Here is a 21,919-nt window from a genome sequence, read left to right as displayed (position 1 = left end):
AAAAGGAGTCCTGCGTCATGGGACAGATTGACAAGGACGAGGGGGGCGACCCCTCCAACGCCAACAACTTCCGCGACCCCTTCTCCAGCGAGGTCAACCCCCGGACGGGCAAGCTGCGCATCTCCATCGCGGCCCCCGTCGTCCCGGGGCTCGGGGGGCTCGACGTGGACCTGGGCATCGACTACGTGCAGCTCGATGGCAGACAACCCCGGAGCATCCTGGGCCTGCCCCCGATGTGGAGCTTTCGCCTGAGCCACATCGTGGGCGGGCGGATCGTCATCCAGGGCTCGCAATCCCATACAGTGGACGCCCACTGGCCCAGCGGCATGAAGTACCACGCCCTCCAGGACATGAAGCTGGAGTCCTTCAACAGCCAGCCGGCGCTGCCCTTCGACGAGGCGAAGAGCCGCAAGTACCTGAGCGTCCTCACCCTGCTCGACGGCCGGAAGCAATACTTCGACCTCTGGGGCCGGTTGATTGCCCTTGCCGACGTCCACGGCAATCACATCCTCTACGAGTACCAGGCGCCTGACGACGCCTCCGTCCTCGGGACGAAGCTGCTGCGCATCGTCGATACGCATGGCCAGGTCTTCGCCTTCACCTATCCGGACGACGCCATCGAGATCTCCCTCCCCTCGGCTTCCGGACCGTCGCGCGGCATCCGCTACGAGTTCGACGCGGCCCGCCGCCTCAAGGCCTATCAAGATCCCGCCGGGCGGAAGACCTCCTTCACATACGCGGGAGGGCAGATCCTCAAGAACCTGCTCTCCCGGATCGACTCGCCCGAACAGCTCGCCACCACCTTCAGCTATGGCCTGCTCCAGGCGAAGGCGGACGCCACGGAGCGAAGGCTCGACGTCGTCACCGCGGTGACCCGCACGTTCCAGGGCGGCTCACACACCACGCGCTACCAGTACGACCCCGACGGAGACCACCACAACTACACCGGCCACCCGACCTACTCGCTCTCCTCCGGCGACGCGTTGCTGGAGAGCACGGACCACCGCTACCGGTACAGCGCCACCGTGGACGATGGCGTCACCCTCACCCGTCATACCTACAACCGGCTCCACCTGGAGACGCGGACCGACGTGCGTTCGAGCGCCACCTCCACGGACCTCATCGCCACCACCCTCTTCACCTATCCGGATCAAGGCGCCGACGGCAGCTTCCCCGCGATCAAGAAGCTCTCCGCGAACTACCAGATCCCCAGCCAGGTGGAGACCCGGACCTACAATCCCGGGGATGACAAGCACTTCCGCGCGCGCAAGGTGACCCAGACGTTCAACGAGGCGGGGCAGCTCACCCGCAGGGAGGAGGCCGTCGCGGCGGATGGCGTCACCTTCCAACAGGAGCGGGTGGAGACCTTCCGCTACGATTCTCGCTTCGGACTGGAGCTGGAGAAGGACGTCCACGACTCCCACGCCGGGGGCGAGTTCAGCGCGGCCCCCGTCATCACCCGCGTCGCCCAGGAGCTGAACGCCACGGGGAGCCTCGTCGCGAGCAGCGAGGTGGGCCTCGTCGAGTCGAACGTCTTCAAGCCCTCGCGGCGCCTGGTCTACACCCACGATGCCCGGGGGCGGCTCATCCGGGAGGAGCTCAGCCCCCCCGGCGCCAAGGCCGCCACCGCCGTCCTGGAGAACACCTACAGCCACGACGCGAAGTCATACCGCCTCACCGTCGTGTCGAAGGATCCCACGGGCGCGAGCAGGACCCGCCGCATCGACACGGCCACCGGCCAGGTCGTCTCCGAAACCGATGGACGCGGCAACACCCTGACCTACGCCTACGACGCGCTCGGCCGGAAGACGTCCGTGGTGGATGCGCTGAACATCACGACCCGCTGGACCTACGACGACGCCCAACGGACCCTCACCGTCCACAACGCCAACGGGTACGAGACCCGCGTCCAGTACAACGGTCTGGGGCAGGTGGTCCGCCAGGCCGACAATGCCGGCTCCAAGGGAGCGGAGCGCACGCTCTACAGCCGGGAATACGACGGACACGGCCGGCTCGTCGGCGAAACCGGCATCCTGGGTGAAGCCTCCCGGCTGACCCATGCCTATGACGACCGGGGACGGCTCCTCCAGGTCACGGACGCGGAAGGCAACGTCCGCGCGTATGAATACGACGAAGTCGCCGGCACCCAGACCGAGTCCTTCAACGGCCTGAAGACCCACCTGCGCCACATCAACGCCAGGCAGCAGATCACCCGGGAGGAGGCCTTCTCCACCGCCTCGGGCACCTCCCGCGTCACGTCCACCGGCCATGACGCCAGCGGACACGTGGTCTCCCAGCGGCAGGGGGAGCCGACCAGCGCCTCCCGCATCGAGCGACACATCACCCGGGACCTCCTGGGCAACGCGCTGCGGACCGAAACCCAGACAGGCGACGGCACCACGCTCATCCACCTGGAGGACCGCGATCTCTTCGGCAACCTCACCCTCACCACCCGGACGCTCCAGGTGGGCAAGCAGTCCGCCTCCGCCAGGGGCGAGCGCTTCCAGTCGGACGCGGCCGGCCGCATCACCCAGCTCACCACGCCCCTGGGCAAGAAGGAGACCTTCACCTACGACGCCAACGGCAACCAGACGTCGCGGACGGACCTCGCGGGCACCGCCTTCACCCAGACCTACGACGCCGTGAACGCGCTCTCCCAGACGGAGTTCCTGGATGGGAAGGTGAAACACAGGCTCGTGCGCACCCATGAAGCCACCACCCGCCGCCTGCTCACCCTGGAGCACTTCGAGGACGACACGTCCCGCGGCAGCATCACGTACACCTATACGCCCGATGGCCGGCTCACCTCCGCCCACCATCTCCCCGAAGACAAGCGCCAGAGCTGGGAATACTCCTCGCTGAGCAATCAGCTCACCCGCTTCACGGATGCCGCGGGCGTCTCCACCCTGTTCACCTACACCCCACAGGGGCGGCTCCAATCCCTGAAGACCGAAGGACAGCCGACTCAATCCCTCTCATTCTCGTACTACGGCAAGGCGGAGGACGCGGCCCACAGCGGCAAGGTGAAGACCCTCACGCTGGGCTCCGGCCTGTCCCTCGCCTATACCTATGACGGCTTTGGCCGCATCCTGACGACCACCGCGCGCGCAAGCGCCGTCGCCGGCACCAAGACCCTGGTCGAGATCAGCCACGGCTATGACGACAGCACCGGCAACCTCACCCGCCGGGTCTACTCCTCCGGGTACGCACCGCGGGACGCCGCGCTCAACCGGCAGGTGGACTATCAATACAACGGCCTGGGCCAGCTGACCCAGGAGCAGGAACAGGACGCCTCGGGCACGCTGCGCTCCCGCCGGACGTACGCCTACGACGCCGCGGGCAACGTGGTGAAACAGACCCTGACCCGCGCTGGCGTGAAGGACGAGGTCTCCCAGTACGAATATGACGCGGACAACAAGCTGACCTCCATCCAGGTGACAGGCGGCTCCACGCGGAATCTCGTCTACGACGCGCTGGGCAATCTCACCCAGGACGGTGCTGGCCGGAGCTTCACGTACAACGCCCTGGGCCAGCTCACGGGCTTCGTGGACGCCGCATCCCAGCGCTTCGCCTACAGCTACCAGCCGGATGGGTTGCGGCGGAGCAAGCGCCGCGCGAACGAAGCCCCCGTGCGCTTCTATTACGACGCCGCCGCGGCACCGAACATCACCACCGAGATCCAGGGGGAGGCGAGCGTCAGCCACCAGATGACGGGCTCCCTGCGCGCCTCGCGGCAGGTGCAGGGGAGCGACGCACTGGCGCTCCTCCATGATCAGAGCCACGTCGTGGCGACCCTCGCCGGGAAGACGCTCGCGGGCGACCGCTTCAGCGCGTATGGCGAAACGGACGGGGGCCCAGGCGATTTCACGCTCCAGGACAACCCATTCGGCTTCAAGGGCGAGTACCGGGACGCCGAGTCGGGCCTCGTCTACATGCGGGCGCGCTACTACGACCCGGGGCTCAAGCGGTTCATCTCCCGCGACAGCGTCCCCCTGTTCAACCGCTATGACTACGCCGATGGCAACCCGGTCATGATGAGCGATCCGACGGGGAACATGGCCTGGTGGGAATGGTTGACCCTGGGAGGCGCCCTGGTGGTGGGGGCCACGGTCACCATCGTCACCGCGGGGGTGGCGAGCGGGGTCTTCGCGGCGGCGCTCGCCAGCACCAGCACGCTGGTCGCCACAGGTACGGAGGTGGCCATCGCGATCGCCTCGGGAATCGCCGGAGCCATCGTGGGCAGCGCCATCACCGCCATTGGCACGTCCGCGGCGGAGAACCGGTGGGGCGCGGATCAGTTCTTCAACAAGGACCTGGGCATCAGTCTCGGCGTGGGCGTCCTGGGTTCGGGGATTGGCACCGCCTTGACCAAGGGAGGCCTGAAGGTCGCCTCAAAGCTCGTGGGAGAGGTCGGGCGGCGGTCGGCGGTCGGCAAGGCCCTCGCGGGGTTCGTGGGAGGCGGCTCCGAATCCTCGTTCAACTGGACGGTGTCCCAGGCGATCAGCAAGGGGCGCGTCGAGTGGGACCCGTCCCTGCTCCCCGTCGTCGGCGCGGGCGGCATCAGCGGTGCAACGAGCCAGTTCTGGGCAGCCCTCCGAAGCGCGGCATGGAAGCGCATGCACCGGGCGCGGGTGCGCGAGTTCGATGCGATCGCGGCCGTCGAATCCTACGACCCGACACACTTCACGCAGATCAATCCCGAACTCGATGTGCCCGTGTCGGGGGAAGCATGGTCCTCGCCTCCGAGCAGCCCTACCCCCAGCCTCTGGGACGGCTACTCGGAGCCCGGAGCCTTCCGCTTCTTCGGGTGAGCGCCGGCAGGCCCCGAAGCCTCGAAGCTCCGGGGCCTCCGGACGCTCAGGACTTGAGCTCCGGACGCGGCGAGGGCGTGGTCTCCGCGGGGGCCGACGCGTTGGCCCGCGCGTTCTGCTCCTCGATCCGCTGCACGACTTTGTTGAGCGGCGGCGCGTGGGCCCCGGCCGGGTTCTCCGTCTGGGCCCGGCGTGCCTCGCGCTCCTTGTAGCGGCGGATGGCGGGCGCCATGATTTCGCCAATCAGCGTCCGGTAGTCCATGCCGGCGCCCGCCGCGATGAGCACCAGGTCGCTCCAGCCGGGCGTGAGGCCGGGCAGCGGGTTGCACTCGATGAAGTAGATGCGCCCCTTGTCGTCCATGCGGAAGTCGATGCGCGCCACGTCGCGGCACCCCAGCGCCATGAACGAGTTGCGCGCCGCCGTGCGCAGCTTCTCCAGCAGCGCGGGTTCGATCTTCGCGGGCGCGTCGTAGCGGATGCGGTCCGTCCAATCCAGCTTGTGCTGGAAGCTGTAGACCGGGTTCTTCTCCGCCTTGTCCAGGAAGACGATCTCCATGGGCGGCAGCACGCGCGGGCGCCGCTCGCCCAGGAGGCCCACCGTGAACTCACGACCGCCGATGTACTCTTCAATCAGCGCGGGCTGCTGGTACTTGCCGGCGATCTCCTTCACCACGTCGCGCAGCTCCGCCTCGGAGTAGCAGACGCTCTTGGTGACGACGCCCTTGGAGCTGCCCTCCGCCACCGGCTTCACGATGAGCGGGAAGGTGGTGAACTCCTTGTTGAGGCGCTCCTTGCCCGTGACCATCAACTGGAAGTTGGGCGTGAGGATGCCCGCCTGACGGACGATCTTCTTCGCCAGCGCCTTGTCCAGCGCGAGCGACAGCGTCGCCGGGTCGCTGCCCGTGTACGGGATGTCCAGGAGCTCCAGCATCGCCGGCACCTGGCTCTCACGGTTGCGGCCCTTGAAGCCCTCCGCGATGTTGAAGACGATGTCCAACGGCGTGCTGGAGAGCACCGTGGGCAGCTCCGCCGTGGCCTCCAGGTCGATGACCTCGTGGCCCCACGACGCGATGGCCTCGCGGATGGCCTGGAGGGTGTTGGGCGAGTCGTACTCGGCCTCGCTGTCCTCCTGCACCGTCTCCGCCGTGGCGCTGGGCTTCACGCGCTTCACGTTGAAGCTGAAGCCCACGCGCAAGGGACCCGACTTGCGCGCGGGCCTGCCCTGGCGGCTCTTGTTGTCGCGGATCTTGTGGCGCTTGCCGGCGCTCTGGATGATGGAGTTGATGACCCCGTCCAGGTGCAGCCCCTCCAGCTCCGCCGCGGCGTAGATGCCCGCGCCCGGCTCCAGGCTGGGCAGCGCGTTGATCTCCAGGAAGTACGGCACGCCCGCGTCGGACACGCGGAAGTCCAGGCGGCCCAGGTCGCGGCAGTCCAGCACCTGGAGGATCTTCTGCGCCATCTTGCGGACGTCCTCGGACATCTTCGCCGGGATGTTCGCGGGGGCGCGCACGGACACGGCCTTCTCCCGGCGCGTCTTCAGCTCGTAGTCGTAGATGGCGTACTTGCGGCCCTCGGACGCCTCCGGGTCGATGACGTACTCCACCGGCGCGAGCACGCCGTCGTAGTCGTTGTCCACCGCGGCCAGGTACGGCACCGTCAAGTCGCGCCCGCTGATGTACTCCTCCACCAGCACGCCCGCCGGGTACTTCTCCAGCGCCTTCGCCACCTTCTCGCGCACCTGCTCCAGCGTCTCCGCGACGGAGTCCTGGGTGATGCCCTTGGAGGAGCCCTCGAAGTTGGGCTTCACGATGACGGGGAAGCGCAGGTTCTCCGGCTGCAGCTCGTTGAGCTTCTCCACGTACTGCCAGCCCGGCGTGCGGATGCCATGCTTGGAGAGGATGAGCTTGGTGAGCTGCTTGTCCAGCGTGAGCGCCAGCGCGTACGCGTCCGAGCCCGTGTACGCGAAGCCCAGCTCGTCGAAGAGCGCCGGGTAGAAGGCCTCACGGAAGCGGCCGCGGCGGCCCTCCGCCGTATTGAAGATGAGGTCCGGGCTGTACGCCTCCAGGCGGGCCACGGTGCGCGACGCGGGGCCGCTCACCTCGAAGCGCTCCAGGCGGTGGCCCAGCCGCTCGATGGCTCCCGCCAGCGTGTTCACCGTCTCCTGCGTGTCGAACTCCGCCTCTTCTTCCGAGTCCGAAAGCCGCAGGTTGTAGGTCAGCGCGATGCGCATGGCTTACCCCGTCTCCCTTTCCTGAATGCCTTGCCGCGGCGCACCTTGGCCGCGGACATCAACCGTCCGGGGGCGCGCGTGGCGCCCACCGGCGTGCGGGCTGCAACCGTCGCGCCCGCGACAACCTTCCCGTCCACCACCTGCGTCTGCGCCCAGGTGTCCCCCAGCCGCAGGCCCAGCGGGTCGCGCAGCACGCGCCACGCCTCCACGCCGCCAATCACCACGAAGCCCGCCAGGGCGGCCACCACGCCATGCGGCGCGGGCATCATCCCCAGGAGCACCACCAGCGCGAGCGGCGCGTTGCGAAGCGTGCTGTCACGGTGCCGCGCGGCCGAGCGCGTGGGCAGGTGCATCACCTTCACGCCGCAGATGCGCTTGCCCACGCTCTGCCCCTGGAGCATCCCGTCCGCGAGCAGCAGGAACAGCAGCGCCACCACCGCGCCCGCCGCGCCGCACACCACGTACAGGCCCCAGGCCACCGCGCAGTCGATGATGCGCGCGCCCAGCCGCAGGAGCAGCGACGCCTTCGGGTACGGTGAGTCCGGCTCCGCGTCCTCCTGCACCAGCCGCAGCACGCGGCCCGCGCTCCGGCCCTCCGCCATGAGGCTGCGTTCGGGGGCGGTGCTCACTCCTCGGGCTCCAGCGTGAGCCCCTCTTCGGTGGGCTCCGGCTCATCCAGCCCCGCCAGCTTCGCCAGCCGCTCGTGCGCGGACAGCGGGTGGACGAAGGGCACCACCGTCTGCGCGTGCTCCCCCGCCGCTTCCGCCGCGAGTTGGGCCGTGGGGCTTCCGCCTTCCGACATGCGCAAGAGCTTCTGCCGCGCGTCGTCCTCGTCGTGCCGCGCGGCCTCGCCTTCGCGGGTGAAGAAGACGAAGGCCATGGCCGGGCGCTTGGAGGACTCGCGCATCGCGAACTGCACGCCGTCCAGGTTCCAGCCTTTGCCCGTCCACTCGTTCAAGGTGCGCTCCAGCGCTCCCTCGTCCACGGTGGACAGCTCCACCACTTTGTACTGCAACGGCCCGGGCTCACGGATGACGGGAGCGCGGCCCTTCCCGGGGCGCTGGCCCGACCGGCTGCGCGGCGCCTGCCCCTTCCGGGGACTGGCCGTCGCGGCGCCACGTCTGGGCGGAGGCTTCTCGGTTCTGCGTCCGGGCCGCTTCTTCTGGGTGGGCATCGTGTGCGGACCATTTGGGCGCAAGCGGCGGAAGCGATCAAGCCTTCCGCCGAACACGGCGCCCGGGGTGTCGCCTACAGGAGCTTGGCCGCTTCCAGGGCGTGGTAGGTGATGACCAGGTCGGCGCCGGCGCGCTTGATGGATGTGAGGACCTCCAACATCACGCGCTCGTAGTCCACCCAGCCGTTCTGTCCGGCGGCCTTGAGCATCGCGTACTCGCCGGAGACGTTGTACGCGGCGAGCGGCAGGTCGAAGTTCTCCCGCAGCGCGCGGATGACGTCCAGGTACGACAGCGCCGGCTTCACCATGATGAAGTCCGCGCCCTCGTCCACGTCCAGCACCGTCTCGCGGATGGCCTCGCGCACGTTGCCGGGGTCCATCTGATAGCCGCGGCGGTCGCCGAACTGCGGCGTGCTCTGCGCGGCTTCACGGAACGGGCCGTAGAAGCCGGAGGCGTACTTCGCCGAGTACGCCATGATGGGCGTGTCCTGGTGCTTCACTTCATCCAGCGCCTTGCGGATGGCGCCGATGCGGCCGTCCATCATGTCCGACGGCGCGATGATGTCCGCGCCCGCCTGCGCGCAGGTGACGGCCATCTGGGCGAGCAGCGGCAGCGTGGCGTCGTTGGCCACGTGGTTGCCATCCAGCACGCCGCAGTGGCCGTGGTCGGTGTACTCGCACAGGCACACGTCCGCGATGACCTGGAGGTCCGGCTCCGCGGCCTTGATCTCCCGGATGGCGCGCTGGACGATGCCGTCCGACGCGTACGCCTGGGTGCCACGCGCGTCCTTGTGGTCCGGGATGCCGAAGAGGATGACGGAGGGCACGCCCAGCGACTTCGCGAGCTTCGCCTCCTTCACCGCGTGCTCCAACGACAGGTTGAAGATGCCCGGCATGGAGGAGATGGGACGGCGCACGTCCCGGCCTTCCACGACGAACAGCGGATAGATGAAGTCCGTGGGCGAGAGGCGCGTCTCTCTCACCATGTCACGGAGGGCCGCCGAGCGGCGCAACCTGCGGGGACGGTGGACGGGGTGGGCCATGGGTCGCCGGTATAAACCGCCGGGCCCCGCGCTTCACCCCTTCCGCGTCGCGAATCCGCCTGCTCAGCCGGCGACGGGGCGCCAGGTCAGCTGCTGGCGACGGGAGTCGCGCGCCATGCGGTCGGCCCGCCGGCCGGCCAGGTCCGCCTCGTACAGCGCCCGGGCGTAGCGCACCCGCGCCGCCTCGGTCCCGGTGCTCAGCTCCCGCTCGGCGGCCTCCAGCTCACGGCGCGCGTCCTGAAGCTGCTGCTCGGTCCCGTTTGCCCACGTCATGCCCATGTCTCCTGTGTGGTGTGGCCGCGGGGGTTGTTGGCTTTCGTGCCCCGCGGGTCGCTGACAGGCATTGCAGGGCCTGGACCAGGGACACCGTTGGAACCCACAGGAGTGCAACGTCCGGGAATGACGAGGTGTCGCGTCGCGCCACGCGCGCTCCGGGTGCGCAAGGACTTTCCCAGCGGCGCGAACAGGGGAACGCGCCGAGGAAGCCCGCATGCAGGGCCGCCCGTCCCGCCCTCGGGGGCGGCCTGCTTCCATGCGGGTGCAATCATCCGCCCACCGGGTCGTCTACAGTCGTGACCGTGACGACCCCACCTCCCGCTCTCGAAGTGCAGGGCCTGCGCAAAACGTATCGCCGAGCGTTCGGACGTGGCGGCCATGAAGCCCTCCGGGGCATGGACCTCCACGTCCCGGCGGGCAGCGCGTTCGGGCTGATTGGCCCCAACGGCGCGGGCAAGACGACCTTCATCAAGAGCGTGCTCGGCATCGTGCGGCCCACCGCGGGCACGGTGCGCGTGCTGGGCGGGTCGCCAGAGGATCCCGCCATCCGCGCGCGCATCGGCTACCTGCCGGAGCGGCTGCACCTGCCGGGCACGTGGAAGTCGCCCGCGTTCCTGGCCACCGTGGCCCGGCTCAAGCGGCTCAAGGTCGACGCGAGCGCGCACACACGGCTCTTGGAGCGCGTGGGGCTTTCGGATGCGCTGGACCGGCGCATCGGCGGTTACTCCAAGGGCATGCGGCAGCGGCTGGGGCTGGCGGCGGCGCTCCTGGGAGATCCGGCGCTGCTCGTGCTGGACGAGCCCACGGACGGCATCGACCCCATGGGCCGCTTGGAGGTGCGCCGCATCCTCCAGGAGGAGGTCCAGAAGGGCGTGACGCTGTTCCTCAACTCGCACCTGCTGGCGGAGACGGAGCGCGTGTGTGACCGCGTGGCCATCCTCGCGGACGGGCGCGTGCTGCGTGAAGGACGGCTGGAGGAGCTGGCGAAGGCCGGGGCCCGCTGGCGCGTGCGCTTCGCGCCCGGCGCGGACCGGGAGGCGCTGGGGGCCGCGGGCTTCATGGCCGTGGCGGATCCAACGCGGGGACCAAGGACGGACGGAGCGCCCGCGGGCGGTGGCCGGGAGGACGGCGTGTACAGGGTGGACGCGGCGGACGTGGCGGTGCTCAACGTGGCGCTGGACAAGGCGCGGGCGTCGGGCGCGCTCTTGATGGAGCTCAAGCGCGAGGGCGCGGACCTGGAGGCGGTGCTCCTGGGCGCTGTCGGCGCCGGGCCGGGGGTGGCGGCATGAAGAGCCCTGTCTTCGTCATCGCCGGCTACGTGCTGCGCGAGGCGGCTTCGCGCAAGTTCATCATGGCCTTCATGGTGGGGCTCACGCTGGTGCTGGCCACCGTGGCACTCAGCCTCAAGCTGGAGGTCGTGGACGGAGCGCTCGCGGCGACGCGCCTGTTCGGCGAGGTGATGCGCTCCAACATCATGTCCGTGGACGTGGCGCTGCGGCCCATGTACCGCGCGGCGGCGTACCTGGTGTTCTACGGCGGCATCCTCTTCGGCATCGTCGCGTGCTCGGACTTCGCGCCGGGGCTGCTGTCGCCCGGCCGCATCGAGCATCTGCTCGCCCTCCCCTTGCAGCGCTGGCACCTGTTGGCCGGCACGTTCCTGGGGGTGATGACGCTGGCCCTGGGCGGCACGGTGTACGCCGCGGGCGGGCTGACGCTCATCTTCGGGGTGAAGACGGGGTACTGGACGGCGGGGCCGCTCATCGCCGGGGGCCTGGCGTGCGTGGGGTTCGCGGCGGTGTACGCGGTGATGCTCACCACGGCGACGCTGGTGAGGAGTGCGGCGCTGTGCTCGGCGGCGGGCTTCGTGCTGCTGGTGGGCGGCATCCTCGCGGGCTTCCGCGCGGACGTGTCGCGCTACCTGGAGTCGGGCTTCGGCCGCACGGCGTTCGACGCGGTGACGCTGGTGCTGCCCCGGCTGTCCGCGCTGGCGTCGCGCGCGGCGGACCTGGCCAGCTCCACGCCGCTGGAGAAGGGTTCGCTGGGAATGCTGCTCGGTGGCGTGCTGGTGTTCGGACTGGGGGCCCTCTCCGTGGGCTTCTGGCACTTCGAGGGAAAGGACTGCTGAACCATGGATTCGCGCGGACGCAGGAGGGTGTGGCTGGTGGGGGCGCTGCTGTTGTTCGCCGGGGGCGCGGTCCTGATGTTCACGGGCCAGGGCGACAAACCGGCCGCGGAGGCTCCGGACGTGGCGTTCCCCCGGCGCATGAAGGGCGCGGACCTGGAGCGCGCGGAGAAGCGGCGCACCTGGGTGATGCCCGCGGTGGTGGACGCGGGCGTGGCCGCGCCGGCGAAGCCGAGGGACCCGCTGCTCGCGGCGCTGCCCCGGGGCCCGGGCCGCACGGCGGTGGTCATTGAAGCGAACGCGCTGCGCTACTCGCCCGTGGGCGAGCTGCTCATGGACTGCCTGTTGCGCGACGGGGGCAAGAACCTGGAGCAGTTCAAGGCGATGAGCGGCGTGGATCCGCTCCAGGACCTGGACCGGCTGGTCGTGACGGACGAGGGCGTCATCCTCTCCGGCGACTTCAGCAAGGCGAAGTACCAGGAGCTCTTGGGAGAGCGCGTGGCGTCCGACCATGGCCCGGGCGCGCGCGTGTACGAGCCGGGGGACACGACCTTCGCCCTGCCGGACGGCGGCACGCAGCGCGGGCGCATGGACACCGCGGTGGGCACCTGGAACAACCAGATGCTGGTGTTCGGCAAGTCGCCGGACTCCGTGAAGACGGTGCTGGATCGCATGGACGGGCGCGGCCAGGAGGAGGGCCCGCCGCTGCTGGATGAGAACAGCACCTACGGTGAGATGTACGGCGTGCTGGCGGTGGAGACCCTGGCGAAGCTGCTGGGCCCGGGCCAGGAGGAGCTGGCGCGGCGGCTGACGGACGTGGCCCAGAACGTGGAGCTGCACCTGGACACCAGCGGCGACGTGGCCATGGTGGCCAACGTGACGGGCCTGGACGCGGAGAAGATGACGGACCTGGGCAAGTCCCTGGGCGGCGCGCTGTCCATGGCGCGCATGAAGGCGCAGGCGGACGGCAAGGAGGACCTGGCGCAGTTGCTGGACTTCGCGAAGGTCCGGCCGGACGGCTCGTCCTTCAAGCTGGAGCTGGCCGTGCCCCTGGCCACCCTCCAGGAGCAGCTCGCCTGGTGCCGCCAGGAGCGCCAGGCCGCAGAGCGCGCGAAGACGTCGCCGTAGCGCTCAGTTCGCCGGGCGCGGGCCCTTCGCCTTCGCCTGGGGACGCTGCGGGCGCCAGCCCAGGACGACGCGGCCATACAGCGCGGGGCCCATGTCCAGCCCGCGCACGTTCAGGCTTTCGCGCTCGCGGTCCAGCAGCGCGTAGTCGTTGATCAGCGACAGGCCCACCGACGAGCTCAGCCACAGGTCGCGTCCCAGGTGGACGTTCACGGTGGGCCCCACGCGGACCTGCGTCTCGCGCAGGTAGCTGGCGTTGAGCGCCTGGAGCTCCGGGTCGAAGCGGGTGCGCAGCACCTGCATGTCCAGCGCGCCCACCAGCCCCAGCTCCACCGTGTCGCCCAGCCTGCGCAAGAGCGTGAGCCGGGGCAGGCCCACCTCCAGCACGTACGGGCCCCGGTTGTAGGTCAGGCTCAGCATGGGGATCACCGGCAGCGCGTCGAAGGGCCACAGCGCGACCACGCCGAAGGTCAGCCCGAGCCCCGGCGTGTCCTCGAACTGGTGGTTGACCATCGCGAACGCCACCCACGACGTGTCCAGCGCCAGGTCGAAGGAGGACCGGAAGTCCGTGCGGGTGCTGGCCATCACGCCCGTGACGAGCAACCAGCGCGGCGCCAGGGGCCGGACGGCCGTGAGCCCCAGCTGGATGCGGTGAAACTGCCGATCCACCGCGTCATCGCCCACGGTGGGCACGTCCGCGCCCATCCACCGCGTCTCGTAGCCCACCGACGGCAGCAGGTACGTGCGCCCCACGACGAGCGGCGGCAGCGGCACGCGCAGCTCCAGGGTCCGCCGTTCCTTGATGCGGGCACCTCCCGCCTCCAGCGAGCCGCCGCCGGAGAGGCCGTAGCTCAGGTAGAGCCGTTCCGCCTGCGTCTGCGCCTGCGCGCTGGAGCCCAGCAGCAGCGCCGCCACGGCCCAGCAGCCCAGGACCGGGGCCAGGAGTCGCCATCGCACGGCGCGGAGGAAGTCCACGCGCATCACACCCTGCCTTCGCAAAGACGGGGCGGCCGGTCCCGGCCCCGAGGCCGGGGAGTCTACCCTGCCCCGCCGCACCCCGGGTGAAGCGAAATGCGTGTGGGTGTGTCAGCCCACCATGGCGTTGACCTCGTCCGTGAAGGCCGCGTCCTCGTCCGCGTGGACGACGAGCGGCGGCAGCACGGTGAGGTCCGCCCGGCCGCCCTTCACCGCGTGGATCAGCACCAGCTTCGCGGGCCGGTCCCCGCGCGGATGCACCATGCGCACCGTGCGCGGCTCCAGTTGCAGCGTGCGCAGCACGGACACCAGTTCGCTGAAGCGCGACGCCGGGTACACCATGCACAGCGCGCCCCGGGGCACCAGCAGGTACGCCGCGGCGCGCACCACGTCCGGCAGCTCGCAGGCAATCTCATGCCGCGCGAGCGCCTTCTCCCGGGACAGGTTGCTCTGGCCCGCGGCGCGCGCGCGGTACGGCGGATTGCACAGCACGTGGCCGAAGCTGCTCGCGGGGAACGTCTCCGCCACGTGCCGCAGGTCGCCCTGCACCAGCGTCACCGCGCCCTCGCAGCGGTTCAGGTACACGTTGCGCTCGGCCAGGGAGAACAGGCCTGGCTGCAGCTCCAGCGCGGTGATGTCCGCCCTCCCGAACCGGCGGGCCAGCACCAGCGGGATGATGCCGCACCCGGTGCCCAGGTCGAGCAGCCGCCCGCGGTCCGCCCCCGCCTCGAACACCGCGAAGTGCGCCAGCAGCACCGGGTCCAACGTGAAGCGGTAGCCCAGCCGGCGCTGGAGCACCTGCACCTCGCCACCGCAGATGGCGTCGAGCGTCTCCCCCGGGCCCGGCTCCAACCGCAGCCGCACCCGGCGGGGCCAGTCCTGCGCGGTGCCGGTCAGCGCACGCACTCAGGGGGCCGTCAGACTTCGGGATCCAGGAAGAGCAACCCCGCGGGCACGCGCGGCTCCACGCTCAAGGTGCGCGGCGGCAGCGTGGCCTGGGCCTCCATCACCGCCCTCACCTCCCACACCGGCGGAGGGTTGAGCGCGAAGCCCGCCTGGAACGTGCCGGCCTCCACGCCCGCCACCAGCGCTTCCAGGCCGTGCACCGGAAAGACTTGAGGATGTCCGGACGCCTCCGGCTCCTGGATGCCCAGCACCGTGCGCAGCACCAGCGCGTTGAGCAGCGCCAGGTCCAGGCTGCGCAGCGTGGGGTTTCGCGGCGCGCCCTTCAGGTGCGCCAGGTCCAGGCCCTGACGGAAGCGCAGGATGCGGCCCCGGCCTCCCGGCAGCACCAGCAGCACGGCGTGCTGTCCGGGCACCAGCGTGGCCAGCCGCTCGCGCGCCGCGGCCAGTCCCTGCGGCGTGGTGAGGGGCGCGTCCAGCTCCGTCACGCGCGCGTACGCGGCCACCAGGGTGAGGAACGTCTCCTCCTGGAACGTCTCCACGCCCTTCAGGGCACGGTGGATGGGGCACAGCTCCAGGCCCGGCTCGGACAGCGGCACCACCGCGGCCAGCGTCCGGCCCTGCTCGCTCAGCGCCGCCAGGGGCCGCATGGGGGCCTCGTCCAGCACCGCCTGCAGGCGCTTGGATACCGGAGACGGCTCGATGCGCAGGAGCGACACCGGGTTGCCGTCGTACTGCCCCTTCCAGACGGAGATGCCGCGCTCGGCCGCCTCCGCCAGCAGGGCGCGCAGGGCGCCGTGGTCATCCGCCACCAGCGTGACGGCGGGCTCCACCTCCCACGCGCGGGGCCGGTACGGGTCCTGCTCCAGCGACGGCACCGCGTCCGGCGTCAGCGCGCACAAGAGGTAGCGCACCGGAGGGCCGGAGAAGGCGCCCGCGGGGCCGTGCAGTTCCACGACGTAGAGGGCGGGGCGTGCGTCCTTCAACAGATCGCCCGAGTCCCGCATCCGGCGCAGCTCGGCGCTCGGGTTCGCGGCCTCCAGCAGGGGCCGCACGTGCGTGGGCAGCGGGGCCGCGTTGCCGCGAGGAGGACCGTCCCCGGGCTCCAGCGAGGAGCCCAGCGAGGTCAGGAGGGCCGAGAACGGGAGGACGCGCGCCATACCGGGGAAAGGTGATGCCGCCCCTCCCCCCGTGCCATGACGCCTGCTCGCCCGTCCGCCAGGCCGTCTACCACCAGACGTTCTTGTAGGGCCGGTCCTTGGCGCTGCGCAGGGCGGACCGGTCCACGCTCTCCTCCCACAACAGGCTCACGGTGGTGATGGCGCCCGCGGAGCCCAGGAAGGACAGCACGTAGGGGGTGGACTGGTTGAAGCCGCCCAGCACCAGGCCGGAGATGAGCAGCACCGCCGCGCCCACGCCACCGCCGAAGAGGTCCGCGCGGAGGATCTGCGACGCCGTGGGGTTGTAGCGCATGGTCGCCAGGGCCAGCACGCCCGCGCCCACGCCCGGGGAGATGAGCAGCATGTCCTTCCACGTCTTGCCGGAGATGGCCGTGCCGGAGAAGTGCACGATGGCGAGGAACAGCGCGCTGTACGCCGCCGCCCAGCCCGCGCCGGACGCCACCAGCAGGCCGTCCGACAGCGGCAGCTGACCGCCGCCGATGCCCGCCGTCAGCCACGCGCCCAGCTCCGCGCCCAGGAACGCGGACCAGGTGAGCACGCCCGGGTCCTGGGTGATGAGGTCCATGAAGCCCGCGAGGAACATGCCGCCAATGCCCGAGTTGAGGATGGTGAAGTTCGCCATGGGCGTGTCCACCCAGTTGTTGAACTGCCACCACGCGGACGCGCCGAAGCCCAGGCCCGCGCCAATGAGGGTGCCCGCGAGCATGGACTCGCGCGAGCTGCGGTCGAAGTTGAACTCCTTGGAGAACGCCTGCGTGAAGAAGCCACCCAGCGCGCCCAGCGCCGTGTGGTGCAGCACGAAGCGCATGCTGCCCGGACCGGACAGGAACGGCCCCCGGCGGCGCTGGCCGTCCAGGAACACGCCGTTGTCCTCCGGCGGCGGGCGGATCCGCGAGGCGGCCGTCGCGGTCTCGTCGCGGAGGGACTCCGGACGCACCTCCCGCGCACCCTCCGTCAACGGCGCCTGCGGCTCGGTGCGCAGGCGGTCCGGATCCGGCGGCGCGAGCGGCGTGTCGTCCGCGCGAGGAGTCACTTCATCCGGGTTCGTCTGGGGCGCGGCCTGCGTGGGCGGAGGCACCTGCTCGTAGCCACCGCTGGAGGGCGCCACGGGCTGGGGCTCATCCGCCCGCGGCTCGGCCTGCGAGGACGGCGCGGGGTACATGCCCGGCGCGGGTGGAGGCGGCGGCTGGGGCGCCGGATAGACGCCCGTGCCACCCGCCTGCGCGAGTGCGAGGCCCGGCAGCATCAGCGCGACCGCGAGGACGGTGACAGGGAGGTTCCAGGTTCGACGGTGTGACACGCGAGGCGCTCCTTGGGTCCGGCCGTCCGGCAGAAAACCACAACCGGTGCGAGCGTGTTGGTTTTCCGCCGCGTGTCGAAGATTCTCGCGCGCCCATGCCTGAAGGTCTCTCGTGGTCCGAACTCGGCGTCGACTCCGCCCGCGTGCAGGTGGTGAACGAAGCCCCCTTCCCTCCTGGCCAACGCGACTTCGTCCTCTACTGGTGCATGGTGAACCATCGGTGGGAGGAGAACCACGCGCTGGACGCCGCCATCGCGCTGGGCAACCACCTGGGCCTGCCCGTCGTCGTCTACCAGGCCATCCGCCCGGACTACCCCTACGCGTCGGAGCGGCTCCACGCGTGGGCGCTGGAGGGCATGGCGGACATGGCGAAGGGCTGCGCCGCGCGCGGCCTGCCGTACTGGCTGGAGCTGCCGCGCACGAAGAAGGAGCACAAGCCGCGGCTCGCGAGCCTGGGCAAGCGCGCGGCGGCCGTCGTGTCGGACCTGTTTCCCACGTACATCATCCCCGGCCACCTGCGAGGCGCGGCGAAGGCGCTGCGGGTGCCGCTCATCGCCGTGGACGCGTCCTGCGTGGTGCCCATGCAGCGCATCCCCGCGGCCCAGGTGGGCGCGTACGCGCTGCGCCCCAAGCTGCGCAAGCTGTGGCCGGAGTACCTGGAGCGCACGCTGCCCAAGCGCAAGCCGCGCGTGTCAGGCGCGAAGCTCCAGCCGGACTTCGAGCTGTCCGACGCCGTGAAGGCCCGCGCCGCGCTGGACACGTTCGCCCTGGATCATTCCGTGAAGCCGCTCTCCGAGCGCGGCGGACGCAAGGCGGGGCTCAAGGCCCTGGACGCGTTCCTCGACGAGCGGCTGGAGGGCTACGACACCGGCCGGAATGATCCGGGCCTGGGCCAGCAGTCCAACCTGTCGCCCTACTTCCACTGGGGCAACCTCTTCCCCGGCGAGGCGGCGCGCGCGGCCATCGCGGCGAAGGGCAAGGACCACCCCGCCGTGCAGTCCTTCGTGGAGGAGCTGCTCGTGCGCCGCGAGCTGGGCTTCAACTACTGCTTCCACACGCCCGGCCCGAAGCAACTGAGCACGGACTCCCTGCCCGCGTGGGCGCGCGAGACCCTGTCGCGCCACCGGAAGGATCCACGCCCGCACCTCTATTCCTTCGAGGAGCTGGATCAGGGCCGCACGCAGGACGCGCTCTGGAACGCGTCCCAGCGCGAGCTGCGGGAGCGCGGGCGGATCCACAACTACCTGCGCATGCTCTGGGGGAAGAAGATCCTGGAGTGGAGCCCCACGCCGGAGGAGGCGCTGGCCCGCATCGCGCGGCTCAACGACACCTACGCGGTGGACGGACGCGACCCGGCGAGCGTCTCCAACTTCATGTGGGTCCTGGGGCTGCACGACCGGCCCTTCCAGGAGCGCCCGGTGATTGGAAAGGTCCGGCCCATGAGCTCCCCGCGCACCGCGGAGAAGTTCGACCTGGACCCGTACCTGGAGCGCTGGGGGGCCCGGTAGGCAGCCGGTGGACATCCCCCTGAAGACGGCGGTTCACTTTCCGGCCCGGGCTCACTAAACCGGACGGACGCACCCGCTTTCGCGGAATGAACTCAGGAGTCAGCCATGGGCACGATGAAGTTCGAGGTCCCCCACAACCTTCCGAAGGACGAGGTCAAGAAGCGCGTCGAGCAGCTCCTGCAGTACTGGGGCTCCAAGTACGGCGTGAAGTCCGACTGGCAGGGTGACGAGGGCGCGAAGCTCGTCGGCAAGGTGATGGGCATCAACCTGGACGCCAGCTTCGTCATCACGGACAAGGCCATCTCCGGCGAGGGCACCGACCCCGGCATGCTGCTGCGCAACCAGGCCAAGACGTACATCCAGAAGAAGTTCGGCTCGGTGCTGGATCCGTCCAAGAGCCTGGAGCAGGTGAAGGGCAACCTGGACTGAGGCCGTCGCGCCGGGCTGTGCCGCCTCTTCAGCCCGGCTGCTCCTCCAGCGCGGCCAGCGCATAGCGGGCCGCGCGGGAGATGGCCTCCGCGGAGTCGAGCATCTCCGGGTAGTGCCCCGCCAACGGGCGCTGCGGGTACTTCAGCTGCGCGACGGCGTTGCGGTAGCTGCGCCGGGCCGCCTCGAAGTCCTGAGTGCGCTCCTGCACCTGGGCCAGCAGGTAGTGGCCAATGGCCAGCGTGGGCTCCAGGAACAGGGCCTTGGCCAGCTCGGAGCGCGCCTCCGCCAGGCTCCCCGCCTGCATCGCCGCCACCCCGCCAAAGACGCGCGCCTCCACGCACAGCGGCTCGCGCTGGAGCGCCTGACCGAAGGTGTCGCGCGCCTCGTCGATGCGGCCGGTGAGCGAGTACAGGTTGCCCAGCGTCAGGAGCGCGTCCAGGTCGGAGGGCTCGTCCACCAGCAGGCGCTTCACGCCGTCGATGGCGGCGGGGAAGTCCCCCTGCCCCATCTTCCGCACGGCCATGTTCAAGCGCTCCGCGGGCGGCAGCAGCTGGGGCCATGAGCCGCTGGGGCGCGCGGGCACCGCTTCGGCCTGAGGCCGGGACGCGGGCGGCTCCACGCGCACCGCCGCGAAGGAGCCGGTCGTCGCGGGCCGGCGCGGAGGCTCCCCGGGACGGGGCGGCTCCAGCTTGATGGCGGGGAACTCGCCGGTGCGGGCCGGCTCCGGCCGGACGGCGGGGAACTCCCCGGTGCGGCGGCCCCCCAGCGCGCCCAGGGAGGGCATCTCCAGGGTGGGCCTGCGCGCGGGCGCATCCGCGGCCCTGGCATTCGCCGCGTCGGCCTGGCCCGCCGTGCGCAGCCGGGCCGCGGTCTCCGCGTTGGTCTGCATCCGCTGGCGCAGCTCCACGGCGAAGGACTCCGGGCTGCCCGGCCGGGGCTCCGCCGACATGGGCGCCAGCGGCGCCGGCGGACGGGGGCGCTCGCCCAGGGGGCGCCGGTACACGAACGCGCCGTCCACTTCGATCATCTCGAAGCGGTCATAGACCTTGAACAGGCTCTCCGAGTACCCCAGGAAGAGCAGCCCGCCCGGACGCAGCGCCGCGAGGAAGCGGTCCATCAGCCCGCGGATGGTGGGCAGGTCGAAGTAGATGATGACGTTGCGGCAGAGGATGAGATCCAGCGACGCGGGCGCCACCTTGTCGAACACCGGCGCGGCCAGGTTCTGGCCATCGAAGCGGATGTACTCGCGCAGGATGGGCGACGCCTCGTAGCCGTCCTCCACGGGCCGGAAGAAGCGCTTGAGCCGCTCCGGTCCAATGGCCATGGCGCGGCGGGTGGAGAAGCGCCCCTGCCGCGCGGCCTCCACCGCGGCCAGGTTCAGGTCGGTGGCCCACAGGTCCACCTCCACCGCGAGCGCGCCCAGCTCCGCCAGCACCAGCGCCAGGCTGTAGGGCTCCTCACCGGTGGCGCAGCCCGCGGACCAGATGGACACCTTGCGCATCTCGCGCCGGGCCCGCGCGAGCAGCTCCGGCAGCACGCTCCCCTCCAGCGCGCGGAACTGCTTCGCGTCGCGGAAGAACTCCGTGTGCCCCACCGTCACCAGCGGCAGGAGCGCGCGCAGCTCCTCCTCGCCGCTCGCGCTCATCAGCTTCTGCAGGTACTTCTCCGGGTCGCTCAGCCCCAGCGCGGGCATGCGCGTGGACAGGGCGAGCCGCAGGCTGTGGTACCCATCCAGGGTGATCTTCAGCCCCGCGCGCTCCAAGAGGAGCGCGGACAGCTGCTGGAGCACCTTGTTGCCCACGTTCAGCACGCGTCCACCCATTGCACGAGCGTCGGAGCGATGACGTCCAGCGGCAGCACCTGCTGCGCCGCGCCCAGCAGCACGGCCTCGCGCGGCATGCCGTAGACGACGCACGTGGCCTCGTCCTGCGCGATGGTGCGCCCGCCCCGCTCGCGAATCTCCTTCAGCCCCCTGGCGCCGTCCCGGCCCATGCCCGTCAGAATGACGCCGATGCACCTCTTGCCGAAAGACTCCCCGGCCGAAGTGAGCAGCATGTCACACGAGGGCCGGAAGCCCCGCAGGGCAGGTCCCGTATCCAGTTCCAGACGGCCGTCCGGCTTCACCAGCAGATGTCCTCCCGAAGGGGCGATGTACACCGTGCCCGGCTCCATCCACGCGTCATGCGTCGCCTCGACGACGCGAAGCGCCGTCTCCGTGGACAGCCAGTGCGCCAGGCCTTCCGTGAAGCCCTGGCTGATGTGTTGACAGTAGGCGATGGGCGCGGGGAAACCCCGCGGAATCATCCGCAGCACGGACGCGACGGCCTTCGGCCCGCCCAGCGAGGCAGCCAGCGCGACCAGGGGGAACGGCGCGGTGGGCCCCTCCTGCGCCGGCTGCTTCACCTTGGACGAGGTGTGCGGCGAGCGCACGCCCTTGACCTGCGCCAGCATCACCAGCTTGCGGTTCACCGCGTGCCAGAAGTCCGGCCCCGGCGTCATGGGCCGGTCCATCACGTCCAGCGCGCCCAGGGCCAGCGCCTGGAACGCCTGCTGGCCGGTGAGCACGCCCGGGTGCAGCGCGAGGATGGGCGTGGGGCGCAGGGCCATGATGCGCTCGATGGCGGCGAGCGCCTCCGAGGACGTCAGGTCCACCAGCAGCACGTCCGGGAAGTGGCGGCGCACCACCGCCTCCGCGCCCACGAAGTCCGCCTCCGGCGGGCCCACGGCGACCAGGGACTCGCCATCGAAGAGCCCGCGCACCAGCCCGCGCAGGCCCCGCCCCACCAGGAGGACCCGGAACGCCAGCCCCATCACCGCCGTGCCGCCGCCCACGAGAGGCTCC

Annotated in this window: 17 protein-coding genes; 6 read left to right on the top strand and 11 right to left on the bottom strand. The window is 70.7% G+C overall.

Annotated features, from left to right (window positions below):
* Positions 1-17: 17 nt before the first annotated feature.
* Positions 18-4,811 carry an RHS repeat-associated core domain-containing protein gene (locus tag JYJ93_RS21415; protein ID WP_206794092.1) on the top strand — a complete coding sequence of 1,598 codons (4,794 nt, stop codon included), beginning with the start codon at positions 18-20 and terminating at the stop codon, positions 4,809-4,811.
* Between the two features lie 46 nt (positions 4,812-4,857).
* On the opposite strand, the gene JYJ93_RS21410 is transcribed toward JYJ93_RS21415, so the two are convergent.
* The 5 genes from JYJ93_RS21410 to JYJ93_RS21390 form a co-directional block, all read right to left on the bottom strand.
* Positions 4,858-7,041 (bottom strand): ATP-grasp domain-containing protein, encoded by a 2,184-nt coding sequence (locus JYJ93_RS21410; protein ID WP_206794090.1) that lies wholly within the window; start codon positions 7,039-7,041, stop codon positions 4,858-4,860.
* The gene (locus JYJ93_RS21405; RefSeq protein ID WP_206800408.1) at positions 7,026-7,643 is read right to left on the bottom strand and encodes an RDD family protein; all 618 of its coding nucleotides are present in this window, start codon (positions 7,641-7,643) and stop codon (positions 7,026-7,028) included. Before JYJ93_RS21405 ends, JYJ93_RS21410 begins: the two co-directional genes overlap by 16 nt.
* Before the next feature lie 23 nt (positions 7,644-7,666).
* The gene (locus JYJ93_RS21400) at positions 7,667-8,056 is read right to left on the bottom strand and encodes a hypothetical protein (protein WP_242543884.1); all 390 of its coding nucleotides are present in this window, start codon (positions 8,054-8,056) and stop codon (positions 7,667-7,669) included.
* 233 nt (positions 8,057-8,289) lie between these two features.
* Entirely contained in the window at positions 8,290-9,258 is a 969-nt protein-coding gene (hemB, locus tag JYJ93_RS21395; protein WP_206794086.1) for a porphobilinogen synthase, read from the bottom strand.
* A gap of 63 nt (positions 9,259-9,321) precedes the next feature.
* The gene (locus JYJ93_RS21390) at positions 9,322-9,531 is read right to left on the bottom strand and encodes a hypothetical protein (RefSeq protein WP_206794083.1); all 210 of its coding nucleotides are present in this window, start codon (positions 9,529-9,531) and stop codon (positions 9,322-9,324) included.
* A 398-nt stretch (positions 9,532-9,929) separates the two neighbouring features.
* Between JYJ93_RS21390 and JYJ93_RS21385 the strand changes: the two genes are divergently transcribed.
* From JYJ93_RS21385 to JYJ93_RS21375, 3 genes are read left to right on the top strand one after another with little or no spacing between them, the layout of a single operon-like run.
* On the top strand, positions 9,930-10,823 hold the full coding sequence (locus JYJ93_RS21385; protein WP_269012438.1) for an ABC transporter ATP-binding protein: 894 nt from the start codon (positions 9,930-9,932) through the stop codon (positions 10,821-10,823).
* A complete protein-coding gene (locus JYJ93_RS21380) occupies positions 10,820-11,659 on the top strand; it encodes a hypothetical protein (protein ID WP_206794081.1) in 840 nt (279 codons plus the stop codon). Before JYJ93_RS21385 ends, JYJ93_RS21380 begins: the two co-directional genes overlap by 4 nt.
* A gap of 3 nt (positions 11,660-11,662) precedes the next feature.
* On the top strand, positions 11,663-12,784 hold the full coding sequence (locus tag JYJ93_RS21375) for a hypothetical protein (RefSeq protein WP_206794079.1): 1,122 nt from the start codon (positions 11,663-11,665) through the stop codon (positions 12,782-12,784).
* 3 nt (positions 12,785-12,787) lie between these two features.
* Here the strand turns inward: JYJ93_RS21375 and JYJ93_RS21370 are convergent, their stop codons facing one another.
* The 4 genes from JYJ93_RS21370 to JYJ93_RS21355 all read right to left on the bottom strand — a co-directional run bounded on the left by JYJ93_RS21370 (position 12,788) and on the right by JYJ93_RS21355 (position 17,140).
* Positions 12,788-13,738 (bottom strand): DUF6268 family outer membrane beta-barrel protein, encoded by a 951-nt coding sequence (locus JYJ93_RS21370; RefSeq protein ID WP_269012439.1) that lies wholly within the window; start codon positions 13,736-13,738, stop codon positions 12,788-12,790.
* 129 nt (positions 13,739-13,867) lie between these two features.
* The gene (locus JYJ93_RS21365) at positions 13,868-14,662 is read right to left on the bottom strand and encodes a methyltransferase (protein ID WP_206794076.1); all 795 of its coding nucleotides are present in this window, start codon (positions 14,660-14,662) and stop codon (positions 13,868-13,870) included.
* 11 nt (positions 14,663-14,673) lie between these two features.
* Positions 14,674-15,819: a DUF1015 family protein gene (locus JYJ93_RS21360; protein WP_206794075.1), complete on the bottom strand. Its 1,146-nt coding sequence runs from the start codon at positions 15,817-15,819 to the stop codon at positions 14,674-14,676.
* Positions 15,820-15,886: 67 nt separating this feature from the next.
* The gene (locus JYJ93_RS21355) at positions 15,887-17,140 is read right to left on the bottom strand and encodes a hypothetical protein (RefSeq protein WP_206794074.1); all 1,254 of its coding nucleotides are present in this window, start codon (positions 17,138-17,140) and stop codon (positions 15,887-15,889) included.
* Between the two features lie 95 nt (positions 17,141-17,235).
* Here JYJ93_RS21355 and JYJ93_RS21350 point away from each other — a divergent pair, with 95 nt between their 5' ends.
* Together JYJ93_RS21350 and JYJ93_RS21345 are read left to right on the top strand one after the other, a co-directional pair.
* The gene (locus tag JYJ93_RS21350) at positions 17,236-18,648 is read left to right on the top strand and encodes a deoxyribodipyrimidine photo-lyase (RefSeq protein ID WP_206794073.1); all 1,413 of its coding nucleotides are present in this window, start codon (positions 17,236-17,238) and stop codon (positions 18,646-18,648) included.
* A gap of 105 nt (positions 18,649-18,753) precedes the next feature.
* Positions 18,754-19,077 (top strand): polyhydroxyalkanoic acid system family protein, encoded by a 324-nt coding sequence (locus JYJ93_RS21345; protein WP_206794072.1) that lies wholly within the window; start codon positions 18,754-18,756, stop codon positions 19,075-19,077.
* 28 nt (positions 19,078-19,105) lie between these two features.
* Here JYJ93_RS21345 and JYJ93_RS21340 read toward each other — a convergent pair whose 3' ends face one another.
* Both JYJ93_RS21340 and JYJ93_RS21335 read right to left on the bottom strand, forming a co-directional pair.
* Positions 19,106-20,899 carry a protein-glutamate O-methyltransferase gene (locus tag JYJ93_RS21340; RefSeq protein WP_206794071.1) on the bottom strand — a complete coding sequence of 598 codons (1,794 nt, stop codon included), beginning with the start codon at positions 20,897-20,899 and terminating at the stop codon, positions 19,106-19,108.
* Positions 20,881-21,882 carry a chemotaxis protein CheB gene (locus JYJ93_RS21335; RefSeq protein WP_206800404.1) on the bottom strand — a complete coding sequence of 334 codons (1,002 nt, stop codon included), beginning with the start codon at positions 21,880-21,882 and terminating at the stop codon, positions 20,881-20,883. The genes JYJ93_RS21340 and JYJ93_RS21335 overlap by 19 nt, the downstream gene beginning before the upstream one ends.
* Positions 21,883-21,919 lie beyond the last annotated feature (37 nt).

Origin of the sequence: Corallococcus sp. NCSPR001, assembly GCF_017309135.1 — a bacterium.
Classification (GTDB): Bacteria; Myxococcota; Myxococcia; order Myxococcales; family Myxococcaceae; genus Corallococcus.
Note: the sequence above shows the minus strand (reverse complement) of the source record. Positions and strands in the feature narration are given on the sequence as shown.